Annotated in this window: 27 protein-coding genes, 1 tRNA gene and 2 pseudogenes; 13 read left to right on the forward strand and 17 right to left on the reverse strand. The window is 72.2% G+C overall.

The genetic code is table 11. The features are described 5' to 3' along the window. Window position 1: 1 nt before the first annotated feature. Both BJF80_RS04140 and BJF80_RS04145 read right to left on the reverse strand, forming a co-directional pair. A complete protein-coding gene (locus tag BJF80_RS04140) occupies window positions 2-469 on the reverse strand; it encodes an FHA domain-containing protein FhaB/FipA (protein WP_075811560.1) in 468 nt (155 codons plus the stop codon). Then, on the reverse strand, window positions 469-1,338 hold the full coding sequence (locus BJF80_RS04145; RefSeq protein ID WP_075811562.1) for an FHA domain-containing protein: 870 nt from the start codon (window positions 1,336-1,338) through the stop codon (window positions 469-471). The genes BJF80_RS04140 and BJF80_RS04145 overlap by 1 nt, the downstream gene beginning before the upstream one ends. A gap of 159 nt (window positions 1,339-1,497) precedes the next feature. Here BJF80_RS04145 and BJF80_RS04150 point away from each other — a divergent pair. After that, window positions 1,498-1,581: transfer RNA gene (locus BJF80_RS04150), tRNA-Leu, on the forward strand. Between the two features lie 131 nt (window positions 1,582-1,712). Here BJF80_RS04150 and BJF80_RS04155 read toward each other — a convergent pair. From BJF80_RS04155 to BJF80_RS04180, 6 genes are all read right to left on the reverse strand, one after another. Continuing rightward, on the reverse strand, window positions 1,713-2,282 hold the full coding sequence (locus tag BJF80_RS04155) for a hypothetical protein (protein ID WP_075811564.1): 570 nt from the start codon (window positions 2,280-2,282) through the stop codon (window positions 1,713-1,715). Window positions 2,283-2,332: 50 nt separating this feature from the next. Next, the gene (locus tag BJF80_RS18175) at window positions 2,333-2,518 is read right to left on the reverse strand and encodes a hypothetical protein (protein ID WP_143553964.1); all 186 of its coding nucleotides are present in this window, start codon (window positions 2,516-2,518) and stop codon (window positions 2,333-2,335) included. A gap of 131 nt (window positions 2,519-2,649) precedes the next feature. Then, window positions 2,650-3,174 carry a hypothetical protein gene (locus BJF80_RS04165; protein ID WP_075811568.1) on the reverse strand — a complete coding sequence of 175 codons (525 nt, stop codon included), beginning with the start codon at window positions 3,172-3,174 and terminating at the stop codon, window positions 2,650-2,652. A 10-nt stretch (window positions 3,175-3,184) separates the two neighbouring features. Next, window positions 3,185-3,934 (reverse strand): hypothetical protein, encoded by a 750-nt coding sequence (locus BJF80_RS04170; protein ID WP_143553965.1) that lies wholly within the window; start codon window positions 3,932-3,934, stop codon window positions 3,185-3,187. A 166-nt stretch (window positions 3,935-4,100) separates the two neighbouring features. Next, window positions 4,101-4,298: an SRPBCC family protein gene (locus tag BJF80_RS04175; protein ID WP_075811572.1), complete on the reverse strand. Its 198-nt coding sequence runs from the start codon at window positions 4,296-4,298 to the stop codon at window positions 4,101-4,103. 1 nt (window position 4,299) lies between these two features. Beyond that, the gene (locus BJF80_RS04180; protein WP_202817135.1) at window positions 4,300-4,494 is read right to left on the reverse strand and encodes a transcriptional regulator; all 195 of its coding nucleotides are present in this window, start codon (window positions 4,492-4,494) and stop codon (window positions 4,300-4,302) included. 30 nt (window positions 4,495-4,524) lie between these two features. Between BJF80_RS04180 and BJF80_RS20650 the strand changes: the two genes are divergently transcribed. Next, window positions 4,525-4,656 (forward strand): hypothetical protein, encoded by a 132-nt coding sequence (locus BJF80_RS20650; RefSeq protein ID WP_269087376.1) that lies wholly within the window; start codon window positions 4,525-4,527, stop codon window positions 4,654-4,656. Further along, on the forward strand, window positions 4,653-5,276 hold the full coding sequence (locus BJF80_RS04185) for a calcium-binding protein (protein ID WP_143553967.1): 624 nt from the start codon (window positions 4,653-4,655) through the stop codon (window positions 5,274-5,276). The genes BJF80_RS20650 and BJF80_RS04185 overlap by 4 nt, the downstream gene beginning before the upstream one ends. A 90-nt stretch (window positions 5,277-5,366) precedes the next feature. Here BJF80_RS04185 and BJF80_RS04190 read toward each other — a convergent pair whose 3' ends face one another. After that, window positions 5,367-6,080: an AIM24 family protein gene (locus tag BJF80_RS04190; protein WP_075811574.1), complete on the reverse strand. Its 714-nt coding sequence runs from the start codon at window positions 6,078-6,080 to the stop codon at window positions 5,367-5,369. Between the two features lie 278 nt (window positions 6,081-6,358). Here BJF80_RS04190 and BJF80_RS19675 point away from each other — a divergent pair. The 3 genes and pseudogenes from BJF80_RS19675 to BJF80_RS04200 all read left to right on the forward strand — a co-directional run. Further along, window positions 6,359-6,595 (forward strand): annotated as a pseudogene (locus tag BJF80_RS19675) (SGNH/GDSL hydrolase family protein); the annotation flags it as partial. 53 nt (window positions 6,596-6,648) lie between these two features. Continuing rightward, on the forward strand, window positions 6,649-7,350 hold the full coding sequence (locus BJF80_RS19680) for an SGNH/GDSL hydrolase family protein (protein WP_237767412.1): 702 nt from the start codon (window positions 6,649-6,651) through the stop codon (window positions 7,348-7,350). 141 nt (window positions 7,351-7,491) lie between these two features. Continuing rightward, the gene (locus BJF80_RS04200) at window positions 7,492-7,875 is read left to right on the forward strand and encodes a DUF2237 family protein (RefSeq protein ID WP_022923415.1); all 384 of its coding nucleotides are present in this window, start codon (window positions 7,492-7,494) and stop codon (window positions 7,873-7,875) included. Between the two features lie 26 nt (window positions 7,876-7,901). Here the strand turns inward: BJF80_RS04200 and BJF80_RS04205 are convergent, their stop codons facing one another. Together BJF80_RS04205 and BJF80_RS04210 are read right to left on the reverse strand one after the other, a co-directional pair. Then, a complete protein-coding gene (locus BJF80_RS04205) occupies window positions 7,902-8,063 on the reverse strand; it encodes a hypothetical protein (RefSeq protein ID WP_158068470.1) in 162 nt (53 codons plus the stop codon). Further along, window positions 8,057-8,692: a hypothetical protein gene (locus BJF80_RS04210; RefSeq protein WP_075811580.1), complete on the reverse strand. Its 636-nt coding sequence runs from the start codon at window positions 8,690-8,692 to the stop codon at window positions 8,057-8,059. Before BJF80_RS04210 ends, BJF80_RS04205 begins: the two co-directional genes overlap by 7 nt. A gap of 243 nt (window positions 8,693-8,935) precedes the next feature. On the opposite strand from BJF80_RS04210, the gene BJF80_RS04215 reads away from it, so the two are divergent. Further along, a complete protein-coding gene (locus tag BJF80_RS04215; protein ID WP_075811582.1) occupies window positions 8,936-9,217 on the forward strand; it encodes a DUF1540 domain-containing protein in 282 nt (93 codons plus the stop codon). Here the strand turns inward: BJF80_RS04215 and BJF80_RS04220 are convergent. Together BJF80_RS04220 and BJF80_RS04225 are read right to left on the reverse strand one after the other, a co-directional pair. Continuing rightward, window positions 9,202-9,999 carry a hypothetical protein gene (locus BJF80_RS04220; RefSeq protein WP_075811584.1) on the reverse strand — a complete coding sequence of 266 codons (798 nt, stop codon included), beginning with the start codon at window positions 9,997-9,999 and terminating at the stop codon, window positions 9,202-9,204. The genes BJF80_RS04215 and BJF80_RS04220 overlap by 16 nt on opposite strands. Before the next feature lie 57 nt (window positions 10,000-10,056). Beyond that, window positions 10,057-11,082 carry an endonuclease/exonuclease/phosphatase family protein gene (locus tag BJF80_RS04225; protein ID WP_075811586.1) on the reverse strand — a complete coding sequence of 342 codons (1,026 nt, stop codon included), beginning with the start codon at window positions 11,080-11,082 and terminating at the stop codon, window positions 10,057-10,059. Window positions 11,083-11,270: 188 nt separating this feature from the next. Between BJF80_RS04225 and BJF80_RS04230 the strand changes: the two genes are divergently transcribed. Then, window positions 11,271-13,631 (forward strand): excinuclease ABC subunit UvrA, encoded by a 2,361-nt coding sequence (locus BJF80_RS04230; RefSeq protein WP_075811588.1) that lies wholly within the window; start codon window positions 11,271-11,273, stop codon window positions 13,629-13,631. A gap of 114 nt (window positions 13,632-13,745) precedes the next feature. Continuing rightward, window positions 13,746-15,047, forward strand: coding sequence for a serine hydrolase domain-containing protein (locus BJF80_RS04235; protein WP_075811590.1), 1,302 nt, complete (start codon window positions 13,746-13,748; stop codon window positions 15,045-15,047). A gap of 55 nt (window positions 15,048-15,102) precedes the next feature. Here the strand turns inward: BJF80_RS04235 and BJF80_RS04240 are convergent, their stop codons facing one another. Next, window positions 15,103-15,540 carry a hypothetical protein gene (locus BJF80_RS04240; RefSeq protein ID WP_075811592.1) on the reverse strand — a complete coding sequence of 146 codons (438 nt, stop codon included), beginning with the start codon at window positions 15,538-15,540 and terminating at the stop codon, window positions 15,103-15,105. 86 nt (window positions 15,541-15,626) lie between these two features. Between BJF80_RS04240 and BJF80_RS04245 the strand changes: the two genes are divergently transcribed. Next, window positions 15,627-16,559, forward strand: coding sequence for an exodeoxyribonuclease III (locus tag BJF80_RS04245; RefSeq protein WP_075811594.1), 933 nt, complete (start codon window positions 15,627-15,629; stop codon window positions 16,557-16,559). 117 nt (window positions 16,560-16,676) lie between these two features. Here BJF80_RS04245 and BJF80_RS04250 read toward each other — a convergent pair whose 3' ends face one another. Beyond that, complete coding sequence (locus BJF80_RS04250; RefSeq protein ID WP_075811596.1) at window positions 16,677-18,344, reverse strand: NAD(P)/FAD-dependent oxidoreductase; 1,668 nt, start codon at window positions 18,342-18,344, stop codon at window positions 16,677-16,679. A 13-nt stretch (window positions 18,345-18,357) separates the two neighbouring features. Further along, window positions 18,358-20,289: a Na+/H+ antiporter gene (locus BJF80_RS04255; RefSeq protein WP_321166338.1), complete on the reverse strand. Its 1,932-nt coding sequence runs from the start codon at window positions 20,287-20,289 to the stop codon at window positions 18,358-18,360. A gap of 109 nt (window positions 20,290-20,398) precedes the next feature. Between BJF80_RS04255 and BJF80_RS04260 the strand changes: the two are divergent. The 3 genes and pseudogenes from BJF80_RS04260 to BJF80_RS04270 all read left to right on the forward strand — a co-directional run bounded on the left by BJF80_RS04260 (window position 20,399) and on the right by BJF80_RS04270 (window position 23,949). Then, window positions 20,399-21,903, forward strand: a pseudogene (locus BJF80_RS04260) (MmgE/PrpD family protein). Beyond that, window positions 21,900-22,820, forward strand: coding sequence for a methylisocitrate lyase (gene prpB / locus BJF80_RS04265; RefSeq protein ID WP_083653096.1), 921 nt, complete (start codon window positions 21,900-21,902; stop codon window positions 22,818-22,820). The pseudogene BJF80_RS04260 and the gene prpB overlap by 4 nt, the downstream one beginning before the upstream one ends. A 13-nt stretch (window positions 22,821-22,833) precedes the next feature. Beyond that, window positions 22,834-23,949 (forward strand): bifunctional 2-methylcitrate synthase/citrate synthase, encoded by a 1,116-nt coding sequence (locus BJF80_RS04270; RefSeq protein ID WP_075811598.1) that lies wholly within the window; start codon window positions 22,834-22,836, stop codon window positions 23,947-23,949. A 30-nt stretch (window positions 23,950-23,979) separates the two neighbouring features. Here the strand turns inward: BJF80_RS04270 and BJF80_RS04275 are convergent, their stop codons facing one another. Next, window positions 23,980-24,969, reverse strand: a complete 990-nt coding sequence (locus tag BJF80_RS04275) for a dioxygenase family protein (RefSeq protein WP_075811600.1) — start codon at window positions 24,967-24,969, stop codon at window positions 23,980-23,982. Between the last annotated feature and the right edge of the window lie 141 nt (window positions 24,970-25,110).

Below are 25,110 nucleotides of genomic sequence, written 5' to 3' on the forward strand. Positions count from 1 at the left end.
GTCAGCGGCGCAGCTCGAGGACGGTCTGGCCGATCCGGATCTGCGCGCCCGGGTCGAGCTTGGCCCCGGTGCCGATCCGGGCCCCGTCGACCTCGGTGCCGTTGGTGGAGCCGAGGTCGTCGGCGTACCACGCGTCGGAGCCGGGGTAGATCCGCAGGTGGCGGCCGGAGGCGTAGTCGTCGGTGAGGACGAGGGAGCACTCGGGGTTGCGGCCGACGAGGACCCCGGAGTCGTGCAGCGGCACCGACGTGCCCCGGAGCCGTCCCTCGGTCACGACGAGGTGGGTCGGGGTGTTGCGTGGTTGCTTGCGGTCCGAGCGGGACTCCGGCCTGCGGGTCGGGCCGGCGTTGCGGGTGAGCACGCGGGTGCCGTAGAGGTCGCCGCGCAGGGCACCGACCACGGCCACGACGAACGCCCAGAGGAGCACCACCACGCCCAGCCGCAGCAGGTTGAGGGTCAGCTCACCCATCAACCCTCCAGCTGGACCGTGATGTGGGTGCGCCCGAGGGTGATGCGGTCGCCGGTGCGCAGCTGCTCGCTGCCGACCTGCTCGCCGTTGAGGTAGGTGCCGTTGGTGGAGCCGAGGTCGCGCAGGATGACATGCTGGTGCGGCCCGTCGTGGCTGATCCGGATCTCCGCGTGCTTGCGGGAGGCGCCCGGGTCGTCGACGACGACGGTGCACTCCTCGTCGCGGCCGAGGGTGGTGACGGCGGCCGTCAGCGGCACCTGCCGACCGTCGATGTCCAGCGACGGGCCGCTGCGGCGCCGCGGTCGGGAGGACTCGCGGGGGCGCTGGTAGGCCGCCTCCTCGTAGCCGCCGTCGGCGCCGGTCTCCTCGTGACGGGGGCGCTCGCTCTCGGCCCGACGGGCGTCCTGCTCCCGGGCCTGCTCCTCGCGACGGGCGTCCTGCGCCTGCTGGGCCTCGGCGAACTCGCGGGCACCGCCGCGCCCGCCGGAGCCGCGGCGGCCGTCCTTGGCGGCGGGGCGCACCCGGAAGATGCCGGTCTCCAGCTCCTCCCCGGACACCAGCCGGACCTCGAACGGGCCGGGTGCGACATACCGCTGCGCGTCGGCGTGGTCCTCCGCGGCGGCGACGAGCTCGTCGGTGAGGGCGTGGGAGTAGGAGGAGAGGCGCTCGAAGTCGCTCTCGGCCAGCTCGACGGTGAAGACGTTGGGGACCATGGTGCGGCCGGGGCCGAGGACGGCGGCGCGGTCGTCCATGGCGCCGCGCATGGCGGAGGCGATCTCGACCGGCTGGACCTCGGCCTTGAAGACCTTGGCGAAGGGCTGCTTCACGGCGCGCTCGAGCCCACGCTCGAGCTTGTCGAAGACACCCACGGCCCTCTCCTGACTGGTGGCACGGTTGATGGCTGGCGCCTCGATGGTAGCCGCCACGGGTGGGAGGACCCTGGAGGCTGGCCCGGCGCCCTGGGCCTGTCGGAGGCCCTGGTGGATTAGGGGTGCGGGTGGCCGCGGTGGTAATCTTGTCCGGCACTCGCGCGAGTGGCGGAATAGGCAGACGCGCACGGTTCAGGTCCGTGTGCCCGCAAGGGCGTGGGGGTTCAACTCCCCCCTCGCGCACTGTGTCCTGTCTCAGGACAGAGGAAACCCCCGGACCTCGGTCCGGGGGTTTTCCTGTGGATCTGGGTGGGCCGACGCGGGTCAGGGGCGGCTGCAGTGATGTCGGTCGGGGAGGGGTCCGCCCGGGGAGCTCAGCCCTCGCGCGGCACGACCTGGTGGATGAGATAGCAGGACGTGCCGTCGGAGTCGGCGAGATCTCGGCCGACCGAGAGGTAGCGCGGGTCGCCCTCCGGGGTCATCGCCACGAGGGCATGGTTGCGCGCGCGCACCCCGGCGGCGGTCTCCTCCAGCAGCTCCTCCAGGGTGGGCGCGGCGGCGAGGGCGAGGTCGCTGGGGTCCTCGCCGAGCTGCCGGGCGCCGGTGACCTCACCCTGGGCCACGTCGATCTCGAAGGTGCCGACGTAGGCTCGCTCGCCGCAGAGGCTCGTGACCTGATAGCTGTATGCCTCCGGCGCAGCCCACCCCGGCATCTCCCGGCGCGCGTCGGGGACCGGCAGGTGCCACCGGACCGGCCCGGTCTCGCACGCCGCGGTGCCGGCCGCCTCGCCGGTCTCGAGGCAGGCGGCGTCGACGAGGTCCTTGCCGACGGCGTCCGGGCCGAGCTCGAGCTGGATCATCTCGGTGTCGTTGCCAGAGCAGTCGCCGGCGTCCACGTGCTCCACCCGGGTGTCGATGACGACCTGGCCCTCCTCGACGACCACCGTGGGTTCTAGGACCCGTCCCGTGACGCCGCTCGCGCAGCCCAGTCTCGTCACAGCCAGGTGCACGACCGCCCCGTCCGCGGCCGGTTCCGCGCCCGGGTGACGGTCCAGGTGGCAGCGTCACCACCCGCCGTGGTCGAGGGCATACCGCAGGACGCCAGCGCGGCGGTGACGACGACCGAGGACGCGCTCGCGGCCCAGCGTCGCCCGTGGCGTGGTGCGCGTGGACCATCCATGGCAGACACCTCTCTCCAGCACGACCTCGCTTCGACGGCCTGAGCCTGCCGCGGGTTCCGCCGGCACCGCGATGGAGAACGGCCCGGATCCCTTCACCCGAGCGGGGAGATGACACCGCCCGCTGCTCGCCTCAGCCGGGCAGGTCGGGCTCGCGGTGCTCGCCGAACCGGTCCCAGTCGCCGAACGTGATCATCGGCACCCAGTGGGCCGAGACGTCGACGCCGGTGAACTCCTCGACCTTGGCGGCAGCCTCTCCCTTGACGGCGAAGTAGGAGCGGGCTCGCCCGTCCGGCTGGAAGAGAAAGGACCTGTGCGCCTTGGAGTCCCGGAGGGAGAGCCACGTGTCCTGCCCGTCGGGGTAGACAGTGACAACGACCTCCCGGAGGAACAACTCTTCGGGACGACCGGGGTCCTCATCGAAGTGATACTTCTTCACCTCTGAGCCGAACCGGTCGTAGAAGATGGAGCCGACGTACATGCCCTCGGGATTGATCTTCAGCGTGTAGTCCGGCACGACACCACCAGAGGAGTCAGGCACCTTGCTCACGCAGAAGGAGGGGCCGTCCCTGAAGCGTGTTCGGGCCTGGGCCTGCGTGATCTCCTGGATCGGCTTGCGCAGGACCGGATGCCAGTCACGTCCGTAGCGGTACGTCATCGCTCTCTTCTCAGGGGTAGAGGTGGGCGGTGTAGTCGAAGCCGTTGACGTCGACGATACGGACGTTGTTCTCGAAGGCGTACTCCGCGACCTCGTCCGGGATCGTTCCTCCGGCCTGTGGTGGCACCTGCAGCACCATTTCACCGTCCAGCCTCTGACCCGCTAGGCCGGACGCCCGCGTCGAGGGCACGTCGGCGACCGTCGCGCCGTCCGGGTACTTGGTCACCAGCTCGTCGATGTAGGCGCGGGCCTGCCTGGTCTCGATGCTCCCGAGCTGGGTGAGCTTGCGGGAGACGATCAGATCGCCCGGCACATAGCTGTCCAGCCGCACGTAGCCCGACCCGCCCGGTGCCTGCAGGTAGACCTGGTTGTGCTGGTAGGTGGGCGCCATGTAGGTGTCGAAGCGGTTGCCGGCCACCATGTTCTGCAGCCACGGGCGGTCCTCGAAGCGGCGCAGCTCGGCCGGCGTGAGGAAGTTGTCCCGCCCGTAGTTCGCCGGGTCCGCGAGCTCGTCGGCCGAGGTGGGCAGCCTGCCGCCGGGCAGCAGGCGGGACATGTCGGTGCCGTTGTCGGCGAGCCGCTCGATCGTCGCGAGCTCGTCCACCGTGAGGGCGCGCTTGACCCACTTCCCTCCGACGGAGAACCAGCCGACGACCGGCACCGCGCCGGCGGCGGACAAGCCGGCGTCGACGTAGTTGCCCTCCGCCGTGTACCAGAGCCCGTTGAGGAGGTCGGCGGGCTCCCCCACGAGGGGCAGCATCCCGACCACGTCGAGCACGAGGTGCCCCGCCTGGGACCACCAGGGCGGCCCTCGGCGGGCTGCCAGCTCTGCGCGTCCGCGAAGCGGTCCTCGAAGGCGAAGCGGCGGGGCTGCTCGACCTCGGTCAGCTCCCACATGCCGCCGAACCGCTCGCCCTCCGGGCTCGTCATGTAGTACTTCGTCGTGGTCCCGGCCGCAGCTCGTGCTCGACGAAGGTCGCGGGATAGGTCGGCGGGCCGAAGACCTGCTCCAACCGGCGCGGGTCGGCATACAGCTGCCAGACGCGCTCGACCGGTGCGGCGAACTCCGCGGTGATGGTGACGGTCCGGGTCTCGGTGTCGGTGGTGACGTCGGTGACGGGCATGTCAGTCCTTGAGGAAGGTGTCGATGCGGTCGATGCGACCGCGCCAGAGGGTCTCAAGCTCGGCGAGCATCGAGGAGACCGAGCGCACGGCCTCCACGTCGCTGCTGGCGAGCTGCTGCCGGCCGCTGCGACGTTTGGTGAGCAGGCCGGCGCGCTCCAGCACGGCGACATGCTTCTGGACGGCGGCGAAGCTCATGTCGTAGTCCTCCGCCAGGGCCGAGACGGAGTGCTCTCCCCCGGCTGGCGCGCCGTCGGGCGCACCCTGCGCGGCCGCACCGGGTGGGCGAAGACCGAGCGGCTGACCGGCGCGGAGCAGGAGCCGGTGGCGGCCGGGCATACCGGCGGGTCGACGTCGTGAGCCTGCGCCGAGGCCTCCCGGGGGTCCTGGTGCTGCTGCTGCTCGCCGGCTGCGCCTCCGGGCAGGCGTGGGAGGAGGGGAGCGAGCACGACGGGTGGCGCGTGGTCTTCGACGGGCACGGCGTCGTCCGCCCCGACGGCGACGGGGTGCTGCTCGAGCCGCGTCACGCCGCCTCCGCCGACGTCACGCACGGCGGCCTGGTCGTGACGACACAGGCCCACCCCGTCGGGACGGACCTCGCGATCACGGCGAGCACGCAGGAGCAGGTGCGCGAGGGGGAGCCCAGCCCGTGGGAGGTGGCCTGGGTCCTGTGGAACTACCAGGATCCCGAGCACTTCTACGCCGTGGTGCTCAAGCCGAACGGTTGGGAGGTGAGCAAGCAGGACCCGGCTTACCCGGGCAACCAGCGCTTCCTCGCCAGCGGCACCGAGCCCCGGTTCCCGATCGGCGCCGACTACCGGGTCGAGGTGGAGCAGGCCGACGGTGTGATGTCCGTCTCCGTCGACGGGGAGCAGCTCGCCGAGGTGACCGACACCGAGCGGCCCTACACCGAGGGCGCGATCGGGCTCTACACCGAGGACGCGCGGGTGCGCTTCGCGGATCTGCGGACCGGTCGATGACGAGGTATACACCTCTCTAGCGTGCGGGTGAGAGAAGTCAAGACGTCGTGATCGACCGCGCTGTCGCCGCCGGAGGGGCCGGTCCGGGCCTCAGCTGAGGAAGTCGCTGAGCCCGCTGCTGCGACGCTCCCCGGAGCCGGTGTTCGCGGCATTCTCCGCGGGCTGCACGAGCACGTGCCCCTGGCCGGAGAAGGCCATCTGCACCATCTCACCCGTCCCCCCGCGCAGCATCGAGCCGATCCCGCCGGTGTCGGTGCGGATCTGCATCCGGACCGCCTGGGTCCAGAGCACCACCGCCTGCGCGTCGGCGAAGGTCGGTGTCGAGACGTCCAGCGCGATCGGCTCGCCCTTGGTGGTGATCGCGACATACCCGCTGCCGCGCAGCGAGACGTTGAACAGCCCACCGGCCATCATCCCGCCACGGGCCGACACCCGGTGGATGTCCCAGTCGATCGAGGAGGAGAAGGCGAGCACGTTGGCGCCGTTGACCGACACCATGTCGTCCTCCAGGTAGAGCACCTGGATGTCCGCCGCGTCGTCGGCAAGGAAGAGCTCCCCCTGTCCGCTGCACTCCATGACCGGGACGCCCTCGCCGGTGAGCGAGGACTTCATCATCTTGCTCAGCCCGCCGGAACCCTTGTTGGCGAAGCGGATGTCGCCCTGGTAGGCCACCATCGAGCCGGTCCTCGCCATGACCGGCCCGTAGTCCATCCGCACCTTGAGCATCTTGCTGCTCTGGCGGGTGAACTGGTCCCGAGCCTCGGTCTCCTTGAACTCCTCGAACAGCGATCCGTGGATCGGCATGGTCCTCACCCTTCTCGTCACGGTCCCTGCTGAGTATGGTGCGGGTCGAGGTCGGCGCTCAACCCACGGGAGGTGTGGCGAGGGGTGGTCTCGACGCGCGGTCGCGTGGCCCGGACGCCGTCGACGAGGCGCTGTGGGCGACGCCGCGGGCCGTCGTCATCCCTGGCGACCACATCGCTGCTGGTGAGCGCTGCGCCGCACTGAGCGGCCGGCTGTGCTTGGCTGGGCCCATGTCAACGACGACACGGACCCTTCTCGCCACCGCCAGCGCTCTCGCGATGGGCGCCACCCTCGCGGTCACCCCGTCCTCGGCCGCCAGCTCGGCCTACGTCGCCCTCGGCGACAGCTTCTCGGCGGGGACGGGCACCTTCGACCGCACGGACTCGTGCTACCGCTCGCCGCGGGGATATCCCGAGCTCGTCGCCCGGGCGAAGGGCCTGGACCTGGACTACCAGGCGTGCTCCGGGGCGGAGACGGCCGATGTGCTCGCCGACCAGCTCGACACGCTGGGCCCGGGGACCGGCCAGGTCTCCGTGACGATCGGCGGCAACGACGTCGCTTCGCCGACGTGCTCACCGAGTGCGCCCTGCCCGGGTGGATCAGCGACTGCGACGGGGAGATCGACGACGCGCTCGTCGTCCTGCGGACCGAGCTGCCCGGTCGGCTGGACGAGGTCTACGGCGCCATCGACGACCGGGCTCCGGACGCCACGGTCGCCGTCGCCGGCTACCCGTACCTCTTCAACGGCCGGGACTGCAGCTGGCTGACCTTCTTCTCGCGCGGCGAGATGGCCCGGCTCAACGACGGCACCGCCGAGCTCGACGAGATGATCGCCGACCGCTCCACCGCCTCCGGCTTCACCTACGTCGAGGTGCGGGACGACTTCGCCGGCCACGCCGTCTGCGACACGCAGCCCTGGATCAACAACCTGTCCTTCCCGATCGACGAGTCCTTCCACCCCAACCGTCCGGGCAACCAGGCCTATGCCGCCGCCGTCGCCCCGGCCCTCGTCGGGTCGACGATGCCGGCCGCCCAGATGGCGACGCAGCAGGCCACGCCTGCACCGCCGCCCGACGTGCGGGAGCAGGCGCGGGCGGTGCTGGAGCTGAGGCTGGACAGCAGGGCGCACCTGCGGCAGGCGAAGAAGGCGGGGCTGCGGCCGGGCGAGGTGCGCAGCGCCGTCGCCAAGCTGCGCAGCGGGGACGAGCGGGTCGTGCGGGCCGGGCTGGCGCAGTTGCAGGCCCTCGACGCCCGGGTGGAGCAGGGCTGAGAGGCCGGTCGACCGGGGAAATCCCGCCGGGGCGGTCATTCGCCGGACACCCGGGTGATTCGGTGCGGACACCGACCGGGGATCTCTCGCCGGGGCCGTCCTTTGCCGGTCGCCCGGTCGTCGACGTGAAATGCTGGCGGCATGCGCAACGTCCTGGGCACCCCGCTGCGGGAGTGCGGCACCGACCCGGTGACGGGCTTCACCCGGTCCGGGTGCTGCGAGGTCACCCCGCAGGACGTCGGCGTGCACGGGATCTGCGCCGTGGTGACCGAGGAGTTCCTGGCACACCAGTTCTCGGTCGGCAACGACCTGCTCACACCGCGTCCGAGTTGGGGATTCCCCGGCCTGACGCCGGGGGACCGCTGGTGCGTGGTGGCGCTGCGCTGGCTGCAGTCCCACGAGGAGGGACGGGCGGCCCCGGTGGTGCTCGCCAGCACCCATGAGCAGGTGCTCGAGCTGGTGCCGCTGGAGCTGCTGCGCCGGTATGCCGTCGACGTCCCGGACGACCTCTCGGGGTGGGGCTGAAGCCCGCTGCCGGCGGGTCGGCGTCCTCAGCCCGGGGTGGTCCCTGCCGCGTCCGGACCCGACCCCGACTCCTCCGGGCCACCGAGCCGGGTGCGCTCGTCCTCGGCGGCGCGGCGGCCGACGGACAGCAGGAACAGCCCACCGAGCAGGTCGAGGATCCCGATCACGAGCAGCATGATCGTCAGCACCCCGCGCTCCCCGGAGGCGAGCCGGTTGGCGGCGAAGACGGTGATGGCCACGCCGAGCACGAGGTAGACCCAGCCACGGCGGCGCAGGCTGGCGGGGTCCCGCCGCGCGATCTCGGCCGCCGAGGGCCGGGCGATCCCGGTCTGACCTGCCGTGCCTCGGCAGGCTCCGCGCCAGGCGCCCCCTCGCGGAAGGTCCCGTCGAAGGGCTCCTCGGTCTGGTGGTCGAAGGGTTGGTAGCCGGTCTCCGCGGCGACGATCCCCACGGCGCGACGAGCCTCCTCGAGCACCTGTGCACGATCGGGGCCCGAGTCCTCGGAGGGCTCCTCGCCGGCCTCCCGCTCACCCAGGCTCACCGCCGCGGAGCCGTCGAAGAGCTCCACCTGGATGCCGGTCCGGGGCGCCGTCAGCTCGCCGTAGACGTCGCCGCCGGTCTCCTCGGCCACCCAGGTCTCGAGCTCGCCGCTGAGCACCTCGCGCAGCCGGGTCTCGATCCGGCGGAACGTCTCCACGCCCTCGGTGAGCGCCTGCTCGTCGGCCTCCCTGCCGGAGTCCTCGGCGTCTGCGGCGGCGAGCGCGTCCTCCCAGCTCTGCCCCGCATCCCGTGGGCACAGGGTGATGTCGTAGCTCATGACCCCATCTTGCCCGCTCCGGCGCTCGCCCTGAGCACGCCCTCATCGGGAAGGTGCATGAATGCGTCAGCGAAATCATCCGAAATGTCCGCAGCCGCACCTGCGCGGCGCCTCGGCGTCAAAGGAGAATGCCCTTTTCCCCTTTGTCCGATCAGGTGCGATGTCCTTGTGGGCCGCGTCCCGACAGCCCTACCGTGATGGTGTCGGAAACACTTCCTTGACCGACGAGAAAGGACCAGAACCATGGCCACCATGACCGCAATCACCTCGTGCGCCGCGACCGCGTGCGCCTACAACAACGGTGGGTGCAGCGCCGAGGCCGTCACCATCGCCGGTGACTCCGGCGGCCCCTCGTGCGGCACCTTCGTCGAGCTGGACGTGCGCGGGGGCCTCCCCGTCGCCGAGGGGCACGTGGGTGCCTGCCAGCGACTGGAGTGCGCGCACAACAAGGACCTCATGTGCACGGCCGAGGCCATTACCGTCGGCGGGGACACCGCCAACTGCCTGAGCTACACCGCCGGCTGACCCAGACCGGTCACCGCGGCCTCGAGCTGATCGAGGTCGCGGACCGGTGCGTCGAAGGGCACGAAGACCGTCCGGGTCCGGTCGGCGTCGATGCGTAGCCACGTGCAGCCGGTCCCGTCGACGTCGGCCAGCACCGTCTGGCCGACATAGGGTCGCACCGACGCCGGGGTGGGGTGTCCCTGGCCGACGACCCCGGCCCGGTCGCCGGCGCAGACCTGCGCCACGACGGCCGCGGGGTCGTCGACCGCCTGGGCGATCTCGTGGCAGAGCCATTCCTGCGACCGGTGCGGGAAGCGGTCCGAGCAGACCAGCTCGGCGAACGCCAGGGGGGTCACCCCTCCCTGGTCGTGCAGGAGCACGCGGTCCAGCGCGAGCAGCGCGACCCGGGCCCCGGCCTCGGCGGCCCACCCGACCTCGGTCGGGAGGAGCCCCAGGGCGGCCAACCGGCCGAGCTCCACGTCCTCCACGAGCCGCAGGTGCGCGAGGGCGTGCACGCTGGCCGTCGAGACCCGCAGCCGAGGATCGGCGCCGTGCTGGTCGATCCGCAGCCGGACCTCGTGGCAGCCCTCGCCCTCCGCCAGGCAGGCGGTGGGGAGCGCGACGGCCAGGACGTCGGCCGGGGTGAGTCCGTGCGCGAGCACCTGATGCGGTCGTCCCGCGTCCTCGCGGTAGGCCACGACCGTGGCGCGACCAGCGCCGTCGAGCAGCCGCGCGGCCGTCGACCGGGTCGTCGCGGCGCGGGGGTCAAGCTGCGGCCCGACGACCGGTGGGGTGCTCGTCATGAGGTAAGGATAACCTCACCCCTTTAGCGCAAGGCAAGCCCCGCGCATACCCCCAGGTCAGGCCGGGTCGTGGGTGAAGCGCACGAGCACGATGCCGTGGTCCGCGGTCCCGTCGGTCTTGTGGTCCTCGGTGTTGAGGTGGTCGTTGTAGATCACGAGCCCGTCGAAGAGCCAGCGCCGCCGGTAGGAGTGGTCGTAGAACTGCTCGGAGACGAGGACGTGGTCCAGCGACTCGCGCAGGTCCTGGTAGACGTGCGTGTAGTAGACGTCGCGGGTGTCGCGGTACTGCTGCAGCGTCTGCGCCGTGTAGAGAGCGATGTCGCCCCCGCCACGTGACTCGCCCACGAGGTAGCGGGGCTGCTCGGTGAGGATGTTGAGGGTGTTGGAGTGCTGCCCGTCGTTGACGTCGCCGAGCACGATGACCGGCGTCACCGTGCCCTTGGTCTCCGTGGTGAGGATCACCCGTAGCGCGGCCGCCTCGGCGGTCCGCCGGATGGTGGACAGCGCCGCCCCGATGGCCGTGGTGTGCGGCTTGTAGCGGTCGCGGTCGGCGTTGTACCACCCCTCCCGCCAGATCTGGGTCGGCGCCTTGGACTTGAAGTGGCAGACGTAGACCGCGGTCGGCGGCTCGTCCTCGCGCGGGGCGATCTCGAACCGGAGCACCGGGCGGGAGAAGCCACGGATGCCCACGTCGATCTCCGGGGTCTGCGGGTCCTCACCGGAGGAGGTCAGCCGCAGGTCGTCGGGGAAGTCCTCGATCCACCGCGCCGAGTCCGGGACGAGCAGGTCCCGCCGCACCAGCGCCCCGCACACGATCCTGGCACCGGTCGCGGGTGCGGCGAGCAGCTCGTAGTCCTCGTCCATCCCGGCCTGGGTGACCACCTCGGCCAGCGCGTCGGCGTGCCACAGCTCCTGCACCCCCAGGACGCCGGGTGCCAGCTCGCGCAGCAGGCGCGCCGACCAGGCGACCTTGGCGGCATACTCCTCGGTGCTCCAGCCGTCGGCGTCCTGGTACATCGGGCCGCCAGGCAGGTTGAGGTTGTAGAGGTTGAAGGTCGCGACGGACAGCTCGTCGGCGTTCATCGGTGCGCCTCCTGCGGGTTCGCGGCGGGTATGCCTGTGCTCACCCTCTCAGAGCGGGGCGGCACCACTCGGATACGGACTGGTCACCGGCGGCTCAGGGAGTCCCGGAACCGCGGCGTCCGGACCGGACGCCCGGTGCGTCCAGAGATCAGGCCCCTCCGGTCGCGAGTGCGTGGCACGATCAGCGCATGCATCCTGCTGACAGTCACGACGTCATCAGGGTCCGTGGCGCCCGGGTCAACAACCTCCACGACGTCGACGTCGACATCCCCAAGCGTCGGATGACCGTGTTCTCCGGCGTCTCCGGCTCGGGCAAGTCGAGCCTGGTCTTCGGGACCGTCGCCGCGGAGAGCCAGCGCCTGATCAACGAGACCTACTCCGCCTTCCTGCAGTCCTTCATGCCGGTCACGAGCCGCCCCGAGGTGGAGGAGCTGGACGGGCTCTCGGCGGCCATCGTGGTCGACCAGGAACGACTCGGTGCCAACGCCCGGTCGACCGTGGGCACCGCGACGGACACCTACGCCCTGCTCCGGATCCTCTTCAGCCGGCTCTCCGAGCCGCACGTCGGCCCGAGCTCGGCCTTCTCCTTCAACCAGGCCTCGGCCAGCGGCAGCGGCCGGCTCGTCGTCGAGAAGGACGGCAAGCCGCCCAAGGGAGAGGTCGCGACCTTCGAGTTCATCGGCGGCATGTGCCCGGTGTGCGAGGGGCTGGGGCAGCAGGCCGCGATCGACGAGGACGTCGTCGTCGACCGGTCCCTCTCGCTCAACGACGGTGCGATCCTCGTGCCCGGCTACGGCGTGGGCACCTGGGGCTGGAAGATGTACGGCGACGAGGGGGCGGCCGCCGACGGCAAGCTCGACATGGACAAGGTCCTGGGGGACTACTCCGAGCGGGAGTGGCACTGGCTGATGTACCAGGAGCCCACCAAGGTGAAGTTCGCCGGGATCAACCTCACCTACGAGGGCCTGGTCGTGCGGATCCGGCGCACGCTCTTCGGCGACAAGGAGCCGAAGCAGAAGCACATGATCGACTTCAAGGAGCGGGTCGCCACCACCGGTCCGTGCACCGAGTGCGGCGGCACCCGGCTCAACGAGGCGGCGCGCACGGCCACGGTGGCCGGCACGACCATCCCCGAGTGCACCGCGATGCAGGTGAGCGATCTCGCCGAGTGGGTGCGCGGCATACCGGACACCTCGGTCGCGCCCCTGGTCAGCAACCTCGCGGCGATGCTCGACTCGTTCACCGAGATCGGGCTGGGCTACCTCTCGCTCGACCGGGAGGCCGGGACCCTGTCCGGCGGTGAGGCGCAGCGGGTCAAGATGATCCGGCAGCTGGGCAGCGCGCTCACCGACGTCACCTACGTCTTCGACGAGCCGACCGTCGGTCTCCACCCGCACGACATCCGTCGGATGATCGCGCTGCTGGAGTCCTTGCGCGACAAGGGCAACACGATCCTCGTGGTCGAGCACAAGCCCGAGGTCATCGAGGCCGCCGACCACGTCATCGACATCGGCCCGGGCGCCGGCAACGACGGCGGCTCGATCACCTTCGAGGGCGACGTCGCAGGGCTGCGGACCTCCGACACGGTCACCGGGCACTACCTCGACCACCGTATGCCGCTGCGCGACCCGGAGGAGCTGCGGTCCGCGACCGGGGCGATCCAGATCCGCGGCGCCGCGACGCACAACCTCAAGCACGTCGACGTCGACGTCCCGACCGGCGTGCTCGTCGCGGTGACCGGTGTCGCAGGGTCCGGCAAGAGCTCGCTGGTCCACGGCTCGCTCAGCGGACGTGAGGACGTGCTCATCGTCGACCAGTCGCCGATCCGCGGTTCGCGCCGCCCCAACCCGGCGACCTACTCCGGGCTGCTCGACCCGATCCGCACGGCCTTCGCGAAGGAGAACGGCGTCAAGGCCGCGCTCTTCTCACCCAACTCCGAGGGGGCCTGCCCGGCGTGCAACGGCCAGGGCGTCATCTACCCCGAGCAGGGCATGCTCGTCGGCGGCCCGTCGCAGTGCGAGACGTGCGGCGGTCGACGCTTCCGCGAGGACGTGCTCGAGCACACCCTGCACGGGCTCACCATCGCCGAGGTCTTCGACCTCTCGATCGCGCAGGCCGCGGAGGTCTTCACCTCGGGCAAGGCGCAGGGCATCCTGGCGCGGCTGGTCGACGTCGGCCTGGGCTACCTGCGCCTCGGTCAGCCGCTGACGACCTTGTCCGGCGGCGAGCGGCAGCGGCTCAAGCTCGCCTCCCAGCTGGGGGGCAAGGGCACCACGATCGTCCTCGACGAGCCGACCGCGGGACTGCACCTGGCGGACACCGAGCGTCTGGTCCAGATGCTGCACACCCTCGTGGACCAGGGGCACAGCCTGGTCGTCATCGAGCACAACCTCGCCGTCGTGGCCAACGCCGACCACGTCATCGACATCGGTCCCGGGGCGGGGCACGACGGTGGTGAGGTCGTCTTCGAGGGCACCCCGGCCCAGATGGTGCAGGACGGGTCGACCCTGACCGCCGAGCACCTGCAGGAGTGGGTGGGCGCCCGCTGACCGCCGCGATCTCCGTCCGTGGGAGGAGTGATCTCCTGCCACGGGCGGAGGCGCGTCGCCCCGGGTGGGGGCAGGGTGGGAGGTATCGGTTCAGCCATCTCTGGGAGGGACACCATGCACCGACGCACCATCACCACCAGCATCGCCGCCCTGGCCCTGGCGGCCGTCCCCGCCACGGCGGGAGCCGTGCCGGGCACGCAGGAGCAGCCGCAGCCCGACGCCCTGCCGGCGCCGATGACGGTCGAGCCCGAGGACGAGCTGCGCCGGTCGATCCGCGAGGCAGCGGCGCAGGCCCAGCGGTCCACGGCGGCAGACCTGCCGGCGACGCAGGGGCTGCCTGGCACCGACCGGCTGCCCCGCTCCCTGCGCCCCGACCTGGACGCCGGGCTGGAGCAGCTCGTGGCCGACGGCGCCATCGGGGTCACCGCACGGGTGGACACCCCGACGCTGCGCTGGTCCGGCTCGGCCGGGACGCGAAGCCTGGACGGCACCGCACCGGCGCTCGACCGCAGCCCGCTGCGCGTGGCGAGCAACACCAAGATGCTCGTCGCGACCCTCGTCATGCAGGAGGTGGAGGCGGGCACCTGGACCCTCGACACCCCGGTGGAGGAGGTGATCCCCGGCCTCTTCCCGGACCACCCCGAGGTCACGATCCGGCACCTGCTGAGCCATACCTCGGGTATGCCCCGGGGCACCGGCGAGCTCATCGCGCCGTACCTGGGGGACGACCCCGAGGACTGGGACGCCTTCGTCGCGGCGGTGAGCCGGGACTACACCGACGCCGAGCACATCGCCGCGGTCAACGCGCTCGAGTGGGAGCTGGAGCCGGGGGAGGGGTTCCTCTACTCCAACGCCGGCTACGTCACGCTCGGGATGCTCCTGGAGGAGGCGACCGGCAGCGACGTCGGGACCCTCATCACCGAGCGGATCCGTCGGCCCGCGGGCATGGGCCAGACGCGCTACCCGGACGAGCCGGGGATGCAGGGCGCCGCCCTGCACGAGGCGATGTTCGTCGACGGACGGGGGTGGATCGGGCTGGAGACCTTCGACCCGGACGTCTTCCGCGCCTCGGGTGCCGCTGTCGCCACGGTCGAGGACCTGCAGGACCTGACCGGCTCCCTGATGTCCGGTGAGCTGCTCTCCCAGGAGAGCGTCGAGGCGATGGTCACGCCGTCCTCGGACACCATCATGAACTACGGGTTGGGGATGTACTCCATCCCTGACCCGTGCCGACCCGGCGCGTTCCTCCACGGCCACGACGGCGCGTCGCTGGGCAGCCTCAGCCTGACCTTCACCTCACGGGACGGCGCGCGCCAGTTCTCGCTCGGCGTGACCGGGCGGGACCAGACGCTCGCGCAGGACGCGCTCTACGACCTCAACGATGCCCTGGTGCCGATGCTGCTCGCCACCTGCTGACACCACGACCGACCGGTCGTGCGGTCTGCATGGACCGGCCGCGCGGCATACCGGATCAGGGCCGCTCGTCGTCCCACTCGCCCTCGCGGACCTGCAGCGCCGCCTCCTCGGCCGGCTCGCCGGCCGAGTCCTCGGGGTGCGTCGTCGGCATCTCGGCAGGTCCGCCGAGCACGTCCTGGTCGGCGGGGATGGCGTCCGGGTCCTCGCCCCCAATTAGCTCGGTCTGCGGCTCCCGGGCGGTGTCCTCACCCCCGGTCTCGGGGCGGCCGTAGGAGGTGCCCTCCTCCGGCAGCTCCTGGGCGATCCGCTGGTCGATGGTCTCCTCGGCGCGGTCGTCGTCGGCGAACTCCGAGCTCACCGGTCGGCGGTCCGGCGGGCTCCAGGCGACGTCCGCGGTGGCGTCCGGCTCGTCGAGGTTGACCTCGGCCTCCGCCTCCTGCTCGGGGGTGTAGTCGCGGATGCCGCTCTCGTCCTCGTGGGGGTGTTCGCTCATAGGACTACGGTGCGCCCGCAGGTCGACGGACGCAAACCGTGCGGCCGGTCGGCGCAGACCGCGCGGCCGGCCCGTAGCATCGCGGGGTGCTCCGCGTCGCCTCGGTCAACGTCAACGGCATCCGGGCCGCGCGGCGGCGCGGGTTCGGCGACTGGTTGGCGCAGCGCGACTGCGACGTGGTGACGCTGCAGGAGGTCCGGTGCCGGGTCGAGGACCTGCCCGAGGACGCCTTCGGCGGCTACCACGTCGCCTACGACCCGGGGTCGATCCCCGGGCGCAACGGGGTCGCCGTCCTCACCCGCAGCCGCCCCGCCGCGGTCCGCACCTGGGGAGCCGAGGTGCTCCTGCGCGCACCCGGCGAGCGACATACCGGCCTCGTCGCCGCCGACGCACCCGGCACCCTCGCGCGCGGGATCTCCCGGTATGCCGGCGAGGGCCGCTACGTCGAGGTCGACGTCGACCTGGCCGACGCGGCGGTGACGGTGGCCAGTCTCTACCTGCCCAAGGGAGGCCTGCCCGCCGAGCTGCAGCAGCCGGGGAGGATGCGGGACGAGCCCGACGGCGGCGCGAGGTATGCCCGCAAGATGCACTTCCTCGACGCCTTCGCCCGGCAGCTCTCGCGCTCGCGCCGGGCGGCCCGCGCCCGCGGCCGGGAGTTCCTGCTCACCGGCGACCTCAACCTCGCGCACACCCGGCTCGACGTGGCCTCCTGGCGCCGCAACCAGCAGTCCGAGGGCTTCCTCCCGCAGGAGCGGGCGTGGCTGGACGCCCAGCTCTCGCCGCGCACCCTCGTCGACGTCGTCCGCCGCCTGCACCCGGGCGTCGAGGGGCCCTACACCTGGTGGTCCTGGCTCGGGCAGGCGTATGCCCGGGACGCCGGGTGGCGGATCGACCACCAGCTCGCGACGCCCGGCCTGGCGCGCCGCGCCGTCTCGGCGGTCGTCGACCGGGAGCACCGGGGGGTCCGGCTCAGCGACCACGCTCCGGTCGTGGTCGACTACGCCCGGCCTCTCGGCTGAGCGCCAGGCCGCCAGCCGCCAGCGCGAGCGCGGCCGTGGCGACGACGGCGACGGCGACGGACGTCGGTCATCATCCTGGCGGGCGCGGTGGTCGAGCACCCCGGACGACGGCGTGCCTCAGCGCCGCTGCTCGTCCAGGTAACCGTGGACCAGCGAGACGACCGAGGCGCCTTCGCCGGTGGCGGAGGCGACCCGCTTCATGCTGCCGGCCCGGACGTCCCCGGCGGCGAAGATCCCGGGCACGCTGGTGGTCTGCGGCGCCGGCGGCAGGTCCTCGAGCCACTGCTCCTGCGGCACCTGTCGCCCGGTGAGCACGAAGCCGCGCTCGTCGAGGGCCAGCTCCGGCGGCAGCCAGTCGCAGTGCGGCTCGGCGCCGATGAGCAGGAAGAGCCCGCCGACCTCGATCCGCTGGCGGTGCTCTGTGTCCGTGTGCTCGAGCTCCAGCCACTCCAACCGGTCATCACCCCCTCCGTCGACGACCTGTGCCCGGCCGTAGACAGTGATCCGGGGGTTCGCGTCCAGCTCCTGGGTCAGGTATGCCGACATCGTCGAGCTGAGGTCGTCGCGCCGGACCACGACGCTCACCGACCGGGCGAAGCGGGCCAGGTGCACGGCCGCCTGGCCGGCCGAGTTGCCGCCGCCCACGACCACGACGTCCCGGCCTTCCATCTCGCGGGCGGCCGCCATGGCCGCCCCGTAGTGGACCCCGCGACCGACGAGCTCCTCCAGCGACTCGATGCCGAGGCGGCGGTACTCCACCCCGGTCGCGATGACGACGGCCCGCGCGAGGACGTCGCCGCCCTCGGTGACCACCCGGTGCGGCGCCCCGTCGGCGCCCGGCACCAGCTCGACGGCCGGCCACCCGGTGTAGAACTGCGTGCCGAAGCGGATCGCCTGCAGCCGCGCGCGCTGCCCGAGGCGCATACCGGAGATGCCCCGGGGGAAGCCGAGGTAGTTGCGGATCATCGAGCTCGTCCCCGCCTGGCCGCCGATGGCCTCGGACTCCAGCACCACGGTCCGCAGCCCCTCGCTGGAGGCGTAGACCGCCGCCGCGAGCCCGGCGGGTCCGGCGCCCACGACCACGACATCGGCGACCTGGTCCTGCTCGATCTCGTCGGGGCGGCCGTAGAGCCGGGTCGCCATGTCGCGGACGGAGGAGACCGGGCCGACCTGGTCGAAGGTCGCGACGACGGGCCACGCCGGGGTCCCGTCGGCCTCCATCCGGGCGAGCACCTGCTGCCCGACCTCGCTGTCCGGCGCGTGCACCCCGGTCGGTGCCCCGACCCGGGTGAGGTACTCCAGCAGCTGGTTGGTGAGCGCGTCCCGCTCGGGGGTGATGATCTGCGTCGACTCCACCTCGGGCGTCGCGACCGTGGCGTTCCAGTCGTTGAGCAGCTCGCCGACGGCGACGTGGAACTCCTCGTCCCGCTTGCCCCGCGGCAGCAGCATGAAGGCGTCGATGGCCCCGTTGGCGACCGGCGTCCGCATCTCCACCGCGCCCTGCCGGAAGTGGTCCCAGTGCGAGACCGCCATCCGCCGCGCGGTGGGCACCAGGAGGCGCAGCTTGGCCAGCACGTGCTCGGTCTCGACCCCGGAGACCGGGTGGTCGACGACGAGCAGCGCCACCGGTATGCCGTCGGCCACCATCGTGCCGAGCAGCTGCTTCGCGGCGAGCGGGGTGCTGGTGGGGATGACGGCGTACTCGCCGCTGTAGCGCGCGAACTGCGACAGCAGCGTGTCGAGGTGGCTCTCCGAGAGCACGACGATGGAGGGAGTGTGGGTCACCCGGCCAGACTAGTCAGGTCGCGAGGTGGTGCACGTAGCACCAGCGCCAGCTCTCGCCCGGCTCGGCGGACTGCATGACCGGGTGCCCGGTCTCGTGGAAGTGGGCGCTGGCGTGCTGGCCGGCGGAGCTGTCGCAGCAGCCGACGTGGCCGCACTCCCGGCACTGGCGCAGGGCCACGACCTCCAGCCCCTCCTGTGCGCAGAGCTCGCAGCGCGGCTCCGGGGCGGCCGGTCCGATCGGGTAGGCCCGCAGCTCGGGACACTGCAGGTGCCCGTCGCTGCCGGTGGCCCGGATGTCCTCCCGGGCGCTGGCCGAGGAGTCGATCATCGACTCCTCCAGGTCGAGCATGCCCAGCACCTGACGCACCACGGGCGAGGGGACCTTCCCCTTGGCGCGGATGTGCAGGATGCGCTCGCGCTCGGCCTCGATCATCGCCCGGCGCAGCGCGGCGTAGGCGTCCGAGGGCGTCTGCCGACCCTCGGTCGTCGAGAGCTGCTCCCAGGCCGCGAAGGTGCGTTGGTCCAGGCGCTGGCGGATCGTGCGGGCCACCTCCACGGTGTCCGTCGTCTCCAGCTCCTCCAGCCGCGCCAGCCCGGCGGTCGCCGCCTGCTGCAGCAGCGTGGCCCGGGCCAGGGCATCGTCGGCCGGGTCCGGCGGGCGCACCCCGAGCAGGCGGGTCAGGGCCGGCAGGGTCAGCCCCTGCAGCAGCAGCGTGCCCGCCACCACGGTGAGGGCGACGAGCAGCAGCAGGTCGCGATAGGGCGTGTCGACGGGGAGGATGAAGGCCGCCGCCAAGGTGACGACGCCACGCATACCGGCCCAGCCGATGAGCGTGGTCTGTGCCGCGCCGGCGGGCTCGTGCCGGTCCCCGAGCCGGCTGCCCAGCAGCGGCCGGGTGAGGTGCACCCAGGCGAGCCGCACCGCGATGACCGTGGCGAGCACCGCGACCGGCACGAGGACGATCGTCCCGACGGACAGGTCGCTGCCCGAGAGGTCCTCCACGATCCACCGCGCCTGGAGCCCGATGAGGAGGAAGACGACGTTCTCCAGCAGGAAGGAGATGGTGCGCCAGGTCGTGCTCTCGGTGATGCGCCCCTGCGCGCTCTGCAGGGTCGAGGACCGGTGGCTCAGCAGCAGCCCGGCGACGACGACGCCGATGACGCCGGAGGCGTGGATCTCCTCGGCCAGCAGGTAGGCCGCGAACGGGGTGACGAAGGAGACCGCCGTGTCGAGCAGCGGGTCGTGCAGCCGTCGCCGCACCCAGGCGACGACCCAGTAGACGAGCAGCCCGACGAGCACGCCGCCCCCGGCCGCCAGCAGGAAGTCGCCGGCGACCCCGCCGGCGCTCACGCCTCCGGCCATCGCGGCGATCGAGGTGCGCAGGGCCACGAGGGCGGTCGCGTCGTTGAGCAGCGACTCGCCCTCGAGCACCGAGACGACCCGGCGGGGCAGGCCGATCCGTCGGCCCACGGCGGTCGCCGCCACGGCGTCGGGGGGCGCGACGACCGCGCCGATCGCGAGCGCGACCGGCCAGCCGACGTCCGGCAGCAGCGCCCGGACGACGACGGCGACCGCCACCATCGTCACCAGCACGGCGGCGACCGAGAGCAGCATGATCGGTCGAAGGTTGGCCTTCATGTCGACCAGCGAGGTCGACAGCGAGGCGGTGTAGAGCAGCGGCGGCAGCAGCCCGATGAGCACGATCTCAGGCTCGAGGGGGATCTCCGGCACCCCCGGCACGAAGGACAGCGCGATCCCGACGACGGTCAGCAGCAGCGGCGCCGGGGCGCCCAGGCGCTCGGACAACGCCTCGCCCGCGATCACGACGACCGCGAGCAGCACGAGCAGGATGGCGATCTCCACCGGCTCATTCTCCCCCACGCCCGGCGGACGGCCCCCGTCGAGGTCGGTGCCGCGCCGGCCGTCCTGCTGCCTTGACCCCACGGCACCGACTGCGGGTGGCTAGCCTGGGGACCGATCCACCGGCCGTGTGGTCGCACGCCCGCGCCGCGCCCGGTCCGACACCGACGTCCAGCCCCACGGAGGAGACCCGATGATCACGCACGACGTGCGCGTCCACCCCAGCGCCGACGAGCTGGCCCGCGAGGACCAGCTCGCCTGGAAGATCGCGGAGGTCGCCGCCGACCCGGTCGCCGTGGAGGCCGAGGTCGCCGACATGGTGATCAACCGGGTCATCGACAACGCCTCGGTCGCGCTCGCCTCGGTCAACCGGCGCCCCGCGGTCGTGGCGCGAGACCAGGCGCTCGCCCACCGGCACACCCCTGCCGACGGCGCGCAGGGTGCGGCGATCTTCGGGGACCCGGAGGCGCGGGTCTCCCCGGAGTGGGCGGCCTGGGCCAACGGCACCGCGGTCCGCGAGCTGGACTACCACGACACCTTCCTCGCCGCGGAGTACTCCCATCCCGGCGACAACATCCCGCCGATCCTGGCGGTAGCCCAGCACGTCGCGCCGACGGTGCGAGCCTGCTGCGGGCGCTCGCGACCGGATACGAGATCCAGGTCGACCTGGTCCGTGCGATCAGCTTGCACGCGCACAAGATCGACCACGTCGCCCACCTCGGCCCGTCCGCAGCGGCCGGCCTCGGGACCCTGCTCGGGGCGCCGACCGAGGTGACCTACCAGGCGATCGGCCAGGCGTTGCACACGACGACCGCGACCCGGCAGTCGCGCAAGGGCGAGATCTCCAGCTGGAAGGCGTATGCCCCGGCCTACGCCGGCAAGGCCGCGATCGAGGCCTTCGACCGGGCGGTGCGGGGTGAGGGTGCGCCGGCGCCGATCTACGAGGGCGAGGACGGCGTCATCGCCTGGATGCTGGACGGCAAGGAGGCGCACTACCAGGTGCCGCTGCCCGGCCCGGGCGAGCCCAAGCGGGCGATCCTGCGGACCTACACCAAGGAGTACTCCGCGGAGTACCAGAGCCAGGCGCTCATCGACCTCGCGGTGCGGCTGCGCGAGCAGGTGCCGGACCTGTCGCAGGTCGAGTCGGTCCTCATCCAGACCAGCCACCACACGCACTACGTCATCGGCACCGGCGCCAACGACCCGCAGAAGATGGACCCGAAGGCGTCGCGGGAGACCCTGGACCACTCGATCATGTACATCTTCGCGGTGGCCCTCGAGGACGGGACCTGGCACCACGTCGACTCCTACACCCCCGAGCGCGCCGGCCGGCCCTCGACCGTCGAGCTATGGCACAAGATCAGCACGGTGGAGGACCCCCGCTGGACCGAGGCCTACCACGCGGCCGAGCCGGCCTTCGGCGGTCGGGTCGAGATCACGCTCCAGGACGGCACGGTCGTCGCCGACGAGCTCGCGGTCGCGGACGCGCACCCGGCGGGGGCACGGCCCTTCGCCCGGGACCAGTACGTCGCGAAGTTCCGCACCCTCGCCGAGGGCGTGGCCAGCAAGGCCGAGCAGGACCGCTTCCTCGAGGTCGTCTCCGGGCTGGCGGACCTGCCCGCGGGGCGGCTGCATGAGCTCAACGTCGTCGCCGACGCCCTCACCCTCGAGGTCGGGCCGCAGGGGATCTTCCGGTGAGCGGCGACCAGGCCACCGAGGGCGTGCTCGCCCCGACCCGGCGCCGCCAGGCCTTCCGTGCCGGTCTCTCCTCCGGGCGGATCCAGCGGTATGTCGGCGCGTTCACGCCGCTGTCCGTGCCGCTCATCGAGCAGGCCGGCTTCGAGGGCGTCTACATCTCTGGCTCGGTCCTCGCGGCCGAGCGCGGGCTGCCCGACATCGGGCTGACCACGGCCAGCGAGGTGATCGACCGCGGCCAGGAGATCGCGGGCATGACCTCGCTGCCGGCCATGATCGACGCCGACACCGGCTTCGGCGAGCCCAGCAACGTCGCCCGCACCATCACCGGCCTGGAGCGCGCGGGCCTGGCCGGGGCGCACCTGGAGGACCAGGTCAACCCCAAGCGCTGCGGCCACCTCGACGGCAAGCAGGTCGTGAGCACCGAGGAGATGCTGCGGCGCGTCCGGGCCGCCGTGGTGGCGCGCACCGACCCGGAGTTCGTCCTGTGCGCCCGCACCGACGCCCGCGCGGTCGAGGGCTTCGACGCCGCGCTGGATCGGGCGAGGGCCTACGCCGACGCCGGGGCCGACCTCATCTTCCCCGAGGCCCTCAAGGACCTCTCGGAGTTCGAGGCCTTCGCGCAGGCCCTCGACGTGCCCATCCTGGCCAACATGACCGAGTTCGGGCAGAGCGAGCTGTTCACCACGACCCAGCTCGCGGACGCCGGCGTGTCCATGGTCATCTACCCGGTGACCCTGCAGCGCCTGGCGATGGGGGCGATCGAGGCCTCGCTCGCCACGATCGCGCACGAGGGCACCCAGAGCGACCTCGTCCCGCAGATGCAGACCCGCGCGCGCCTCTACGAGGTGCTGCGGTATGCCGACTACAGCAGCTTCGACGCCGACATCTTCGACTTCGCCGTCCCCGGCGAGCAGTGAGGAAGGACCCACCATGACCGAGACCACCATCCACCGCGGCCTCGCCGGCGTCGTCGTCGACGAGACCTCCGTCTCCAAGGTCGACGCGGAGACCAGCACCCTCATCTACCGCGGCTACCCGGTGCAGGACCTCGCGGCGCAGTGCTCCTTCGAGGAGGTGGCCTGGCTGCTGTGGCACGGCGAGCTGCCGACCGAGGACGAGCTGGCCACCTTCACGGAGACCGAGCGCGGCCTGCGCGCCGTCCCGGACGAGCTGGTCGAGGTCCTGCGCGGGCTCCCCGAGGACTGCCATCCGATGGACACGGTGCGCACGGCCGTGAGCTGGCTCGGGGCGCGTGACCCGCGCTCGGAGTCCGACGACCCGGAGGACACCCTGGCGGTGTCCGTGGCGCTCTTCGCCCAGCTCCCCACCATCGTCGCGATCGAGCAGCGCCGCCGCCGGGGCCAGGAGCCGATCGCGCCCGACCCGTCGCTGGGCTACTCGGAGAACTTCCTGGCGATGACCTTCGGCGAGGCCCCCGACGAGGCCACGGTCACCGCCTTCGAGACCTCGATGACGCTGTATGCCGAGCACTCCTTCAACGCCTCGACGTTCACCGCGCGGGTCGTCACCTCGACCCTCTCCGACGTCTACAGCGCCGTCACCGCGGCCATCGGCGCGCTCAAGGGTCCGTTGCACGGCGGCGCCAACGAGGCGGTCATGCACATGCTCGCCGAGGTCGGCGACGCCGACAACGCCGAGGCGTGGCTGGACACCGCGCTGGCGGAGAAGCGCAAGATCATGGGCTTCGGCCACCGGGTCTACAAGACCGGTGACTCGCGGGTGCCGACGATGGACGCCGCGCTGCGCACCTTCGCCGGCGAGGACCACCCGGGCCTGCTGGCGACCTATGACCGGCTCAAGGACGCCATGCTCGAGCGCAAGAACATCCACCCCAACCTCGACTACCCGGCGGGGCCGACCTACCACCTCATGGGCTTCGACATCCCGATGTTCACGCCGCTGTTCGTCATGGCCCGGATCACCGGGTGGACGGCGCACATCCGCGAGCAGCAGGGCGCCAACGCCCTCATCCGCCCGCTGAGCGAGTACGTCGGGGCGCAGAAGCGGGAGCTTCCGCAGCGCTGAGCCAGCGGGGCGGGCTCAGTCTCCTGGGGCTCAGCCCCCCGCCGGGGGCTCGGGCGGCTCGCCGCCCTGGCCGCCACCGCCGCCCATCTCCCCACTGCTCGCGGCAGTGGTCGTGTCGATGGGGACGGTGAGGCGCACGACATACCCCGCGTCCGTGTCGCCGGAGACCGTGGCGAGCTGGTGCACGCCCCCGTCGTCGCCGAAGACGTTGTCGCTGGCCAGGGTGAGCTGCCCGAGGTTCTCGGTCGACCCGTCGTAGCCGCTGGTCGCGTAGACCGCCTCCGACATGCCCTGGGGCAGCGCCACCTGCGAGGTGCAGATGTTGGTCGTGGAGTCGACGATGCTCGCCTCGTCCGGATAGACCTCGACGTGGATATGCGGCCACCGGCCGGCGTAGCACCCGGGCACGATGCTGGTGAAGGTCACCACACCCGCGTCGTCGGTGACCTGCACACCGCGCAGGAAGTTCTCGTCCTCCACGCCGGAGGAATACATCGAGTAGAGCCCGCTGTCGGTGCAGTGCCAGACGTAGACCGCGGCGCCGGTCATGGGGCCGCCGCCGGCGGCGATGTCGAGCAGGGTCAGCTCCAGCGTCATGGGTATGCCCGTGGCCGTGCCCCCGGCGGAGTCGCCGAAGCTGCTGGTCAGGTCGGAGCGGACGACGCCGCTCTGTTCGAGCACGTCGGCGCCGTTGGAGCCGTCGCCGGGGTAGGGACCCGCGGTCTCGTCGGGGATCTCGGTGAGGTCGGCGGTGCTGGTCGCGGCCGCGTCGTCCCCGGTGGCGGCGGAGGTGGCCGCCGCGGCCTCCGAGGTGGCGCTCGAGGAGGCCGCGGTCGAGCCGGTGCCCGCCGGGGCGCAGGCGGCCAGCGTGCCGGCCGCACCGAGCCCGAGCAGGCCCAGCGCCCGGCGGCGGCTGAGCAGCGTGCCGACGTCGAAGGCCAGGCCCTGGTCCTCGAGGTCGTCGTCGGGGCGGGGCAGGGCGCGCCCCTCGTAGGTGCGTGGCTGGGTCCTGGGGGTCACGGCGCTCTCCTCGGTGTGGGGTGGCGTCCACGCTAGGGACGCCTCGTAGCACCCACCCGTGCCCGGGCTGTGAGCCTGCTGAGGACCCGCGACGCGCGCCCGGAGGAGGCGCCGCCTACGCTTGTCCTCTGGGATTCACCG

The organism is Serinicoccus sp. CUA-874 (genome assembly GCF_001942225.1).
GTDB classification, from domain to species: Bacteria; Actinomycetota; Actinomycetes; order Actinomycetales; family Dermatophilaceae; genus Ornithinicoccus; species Ornithinicoccus marinus.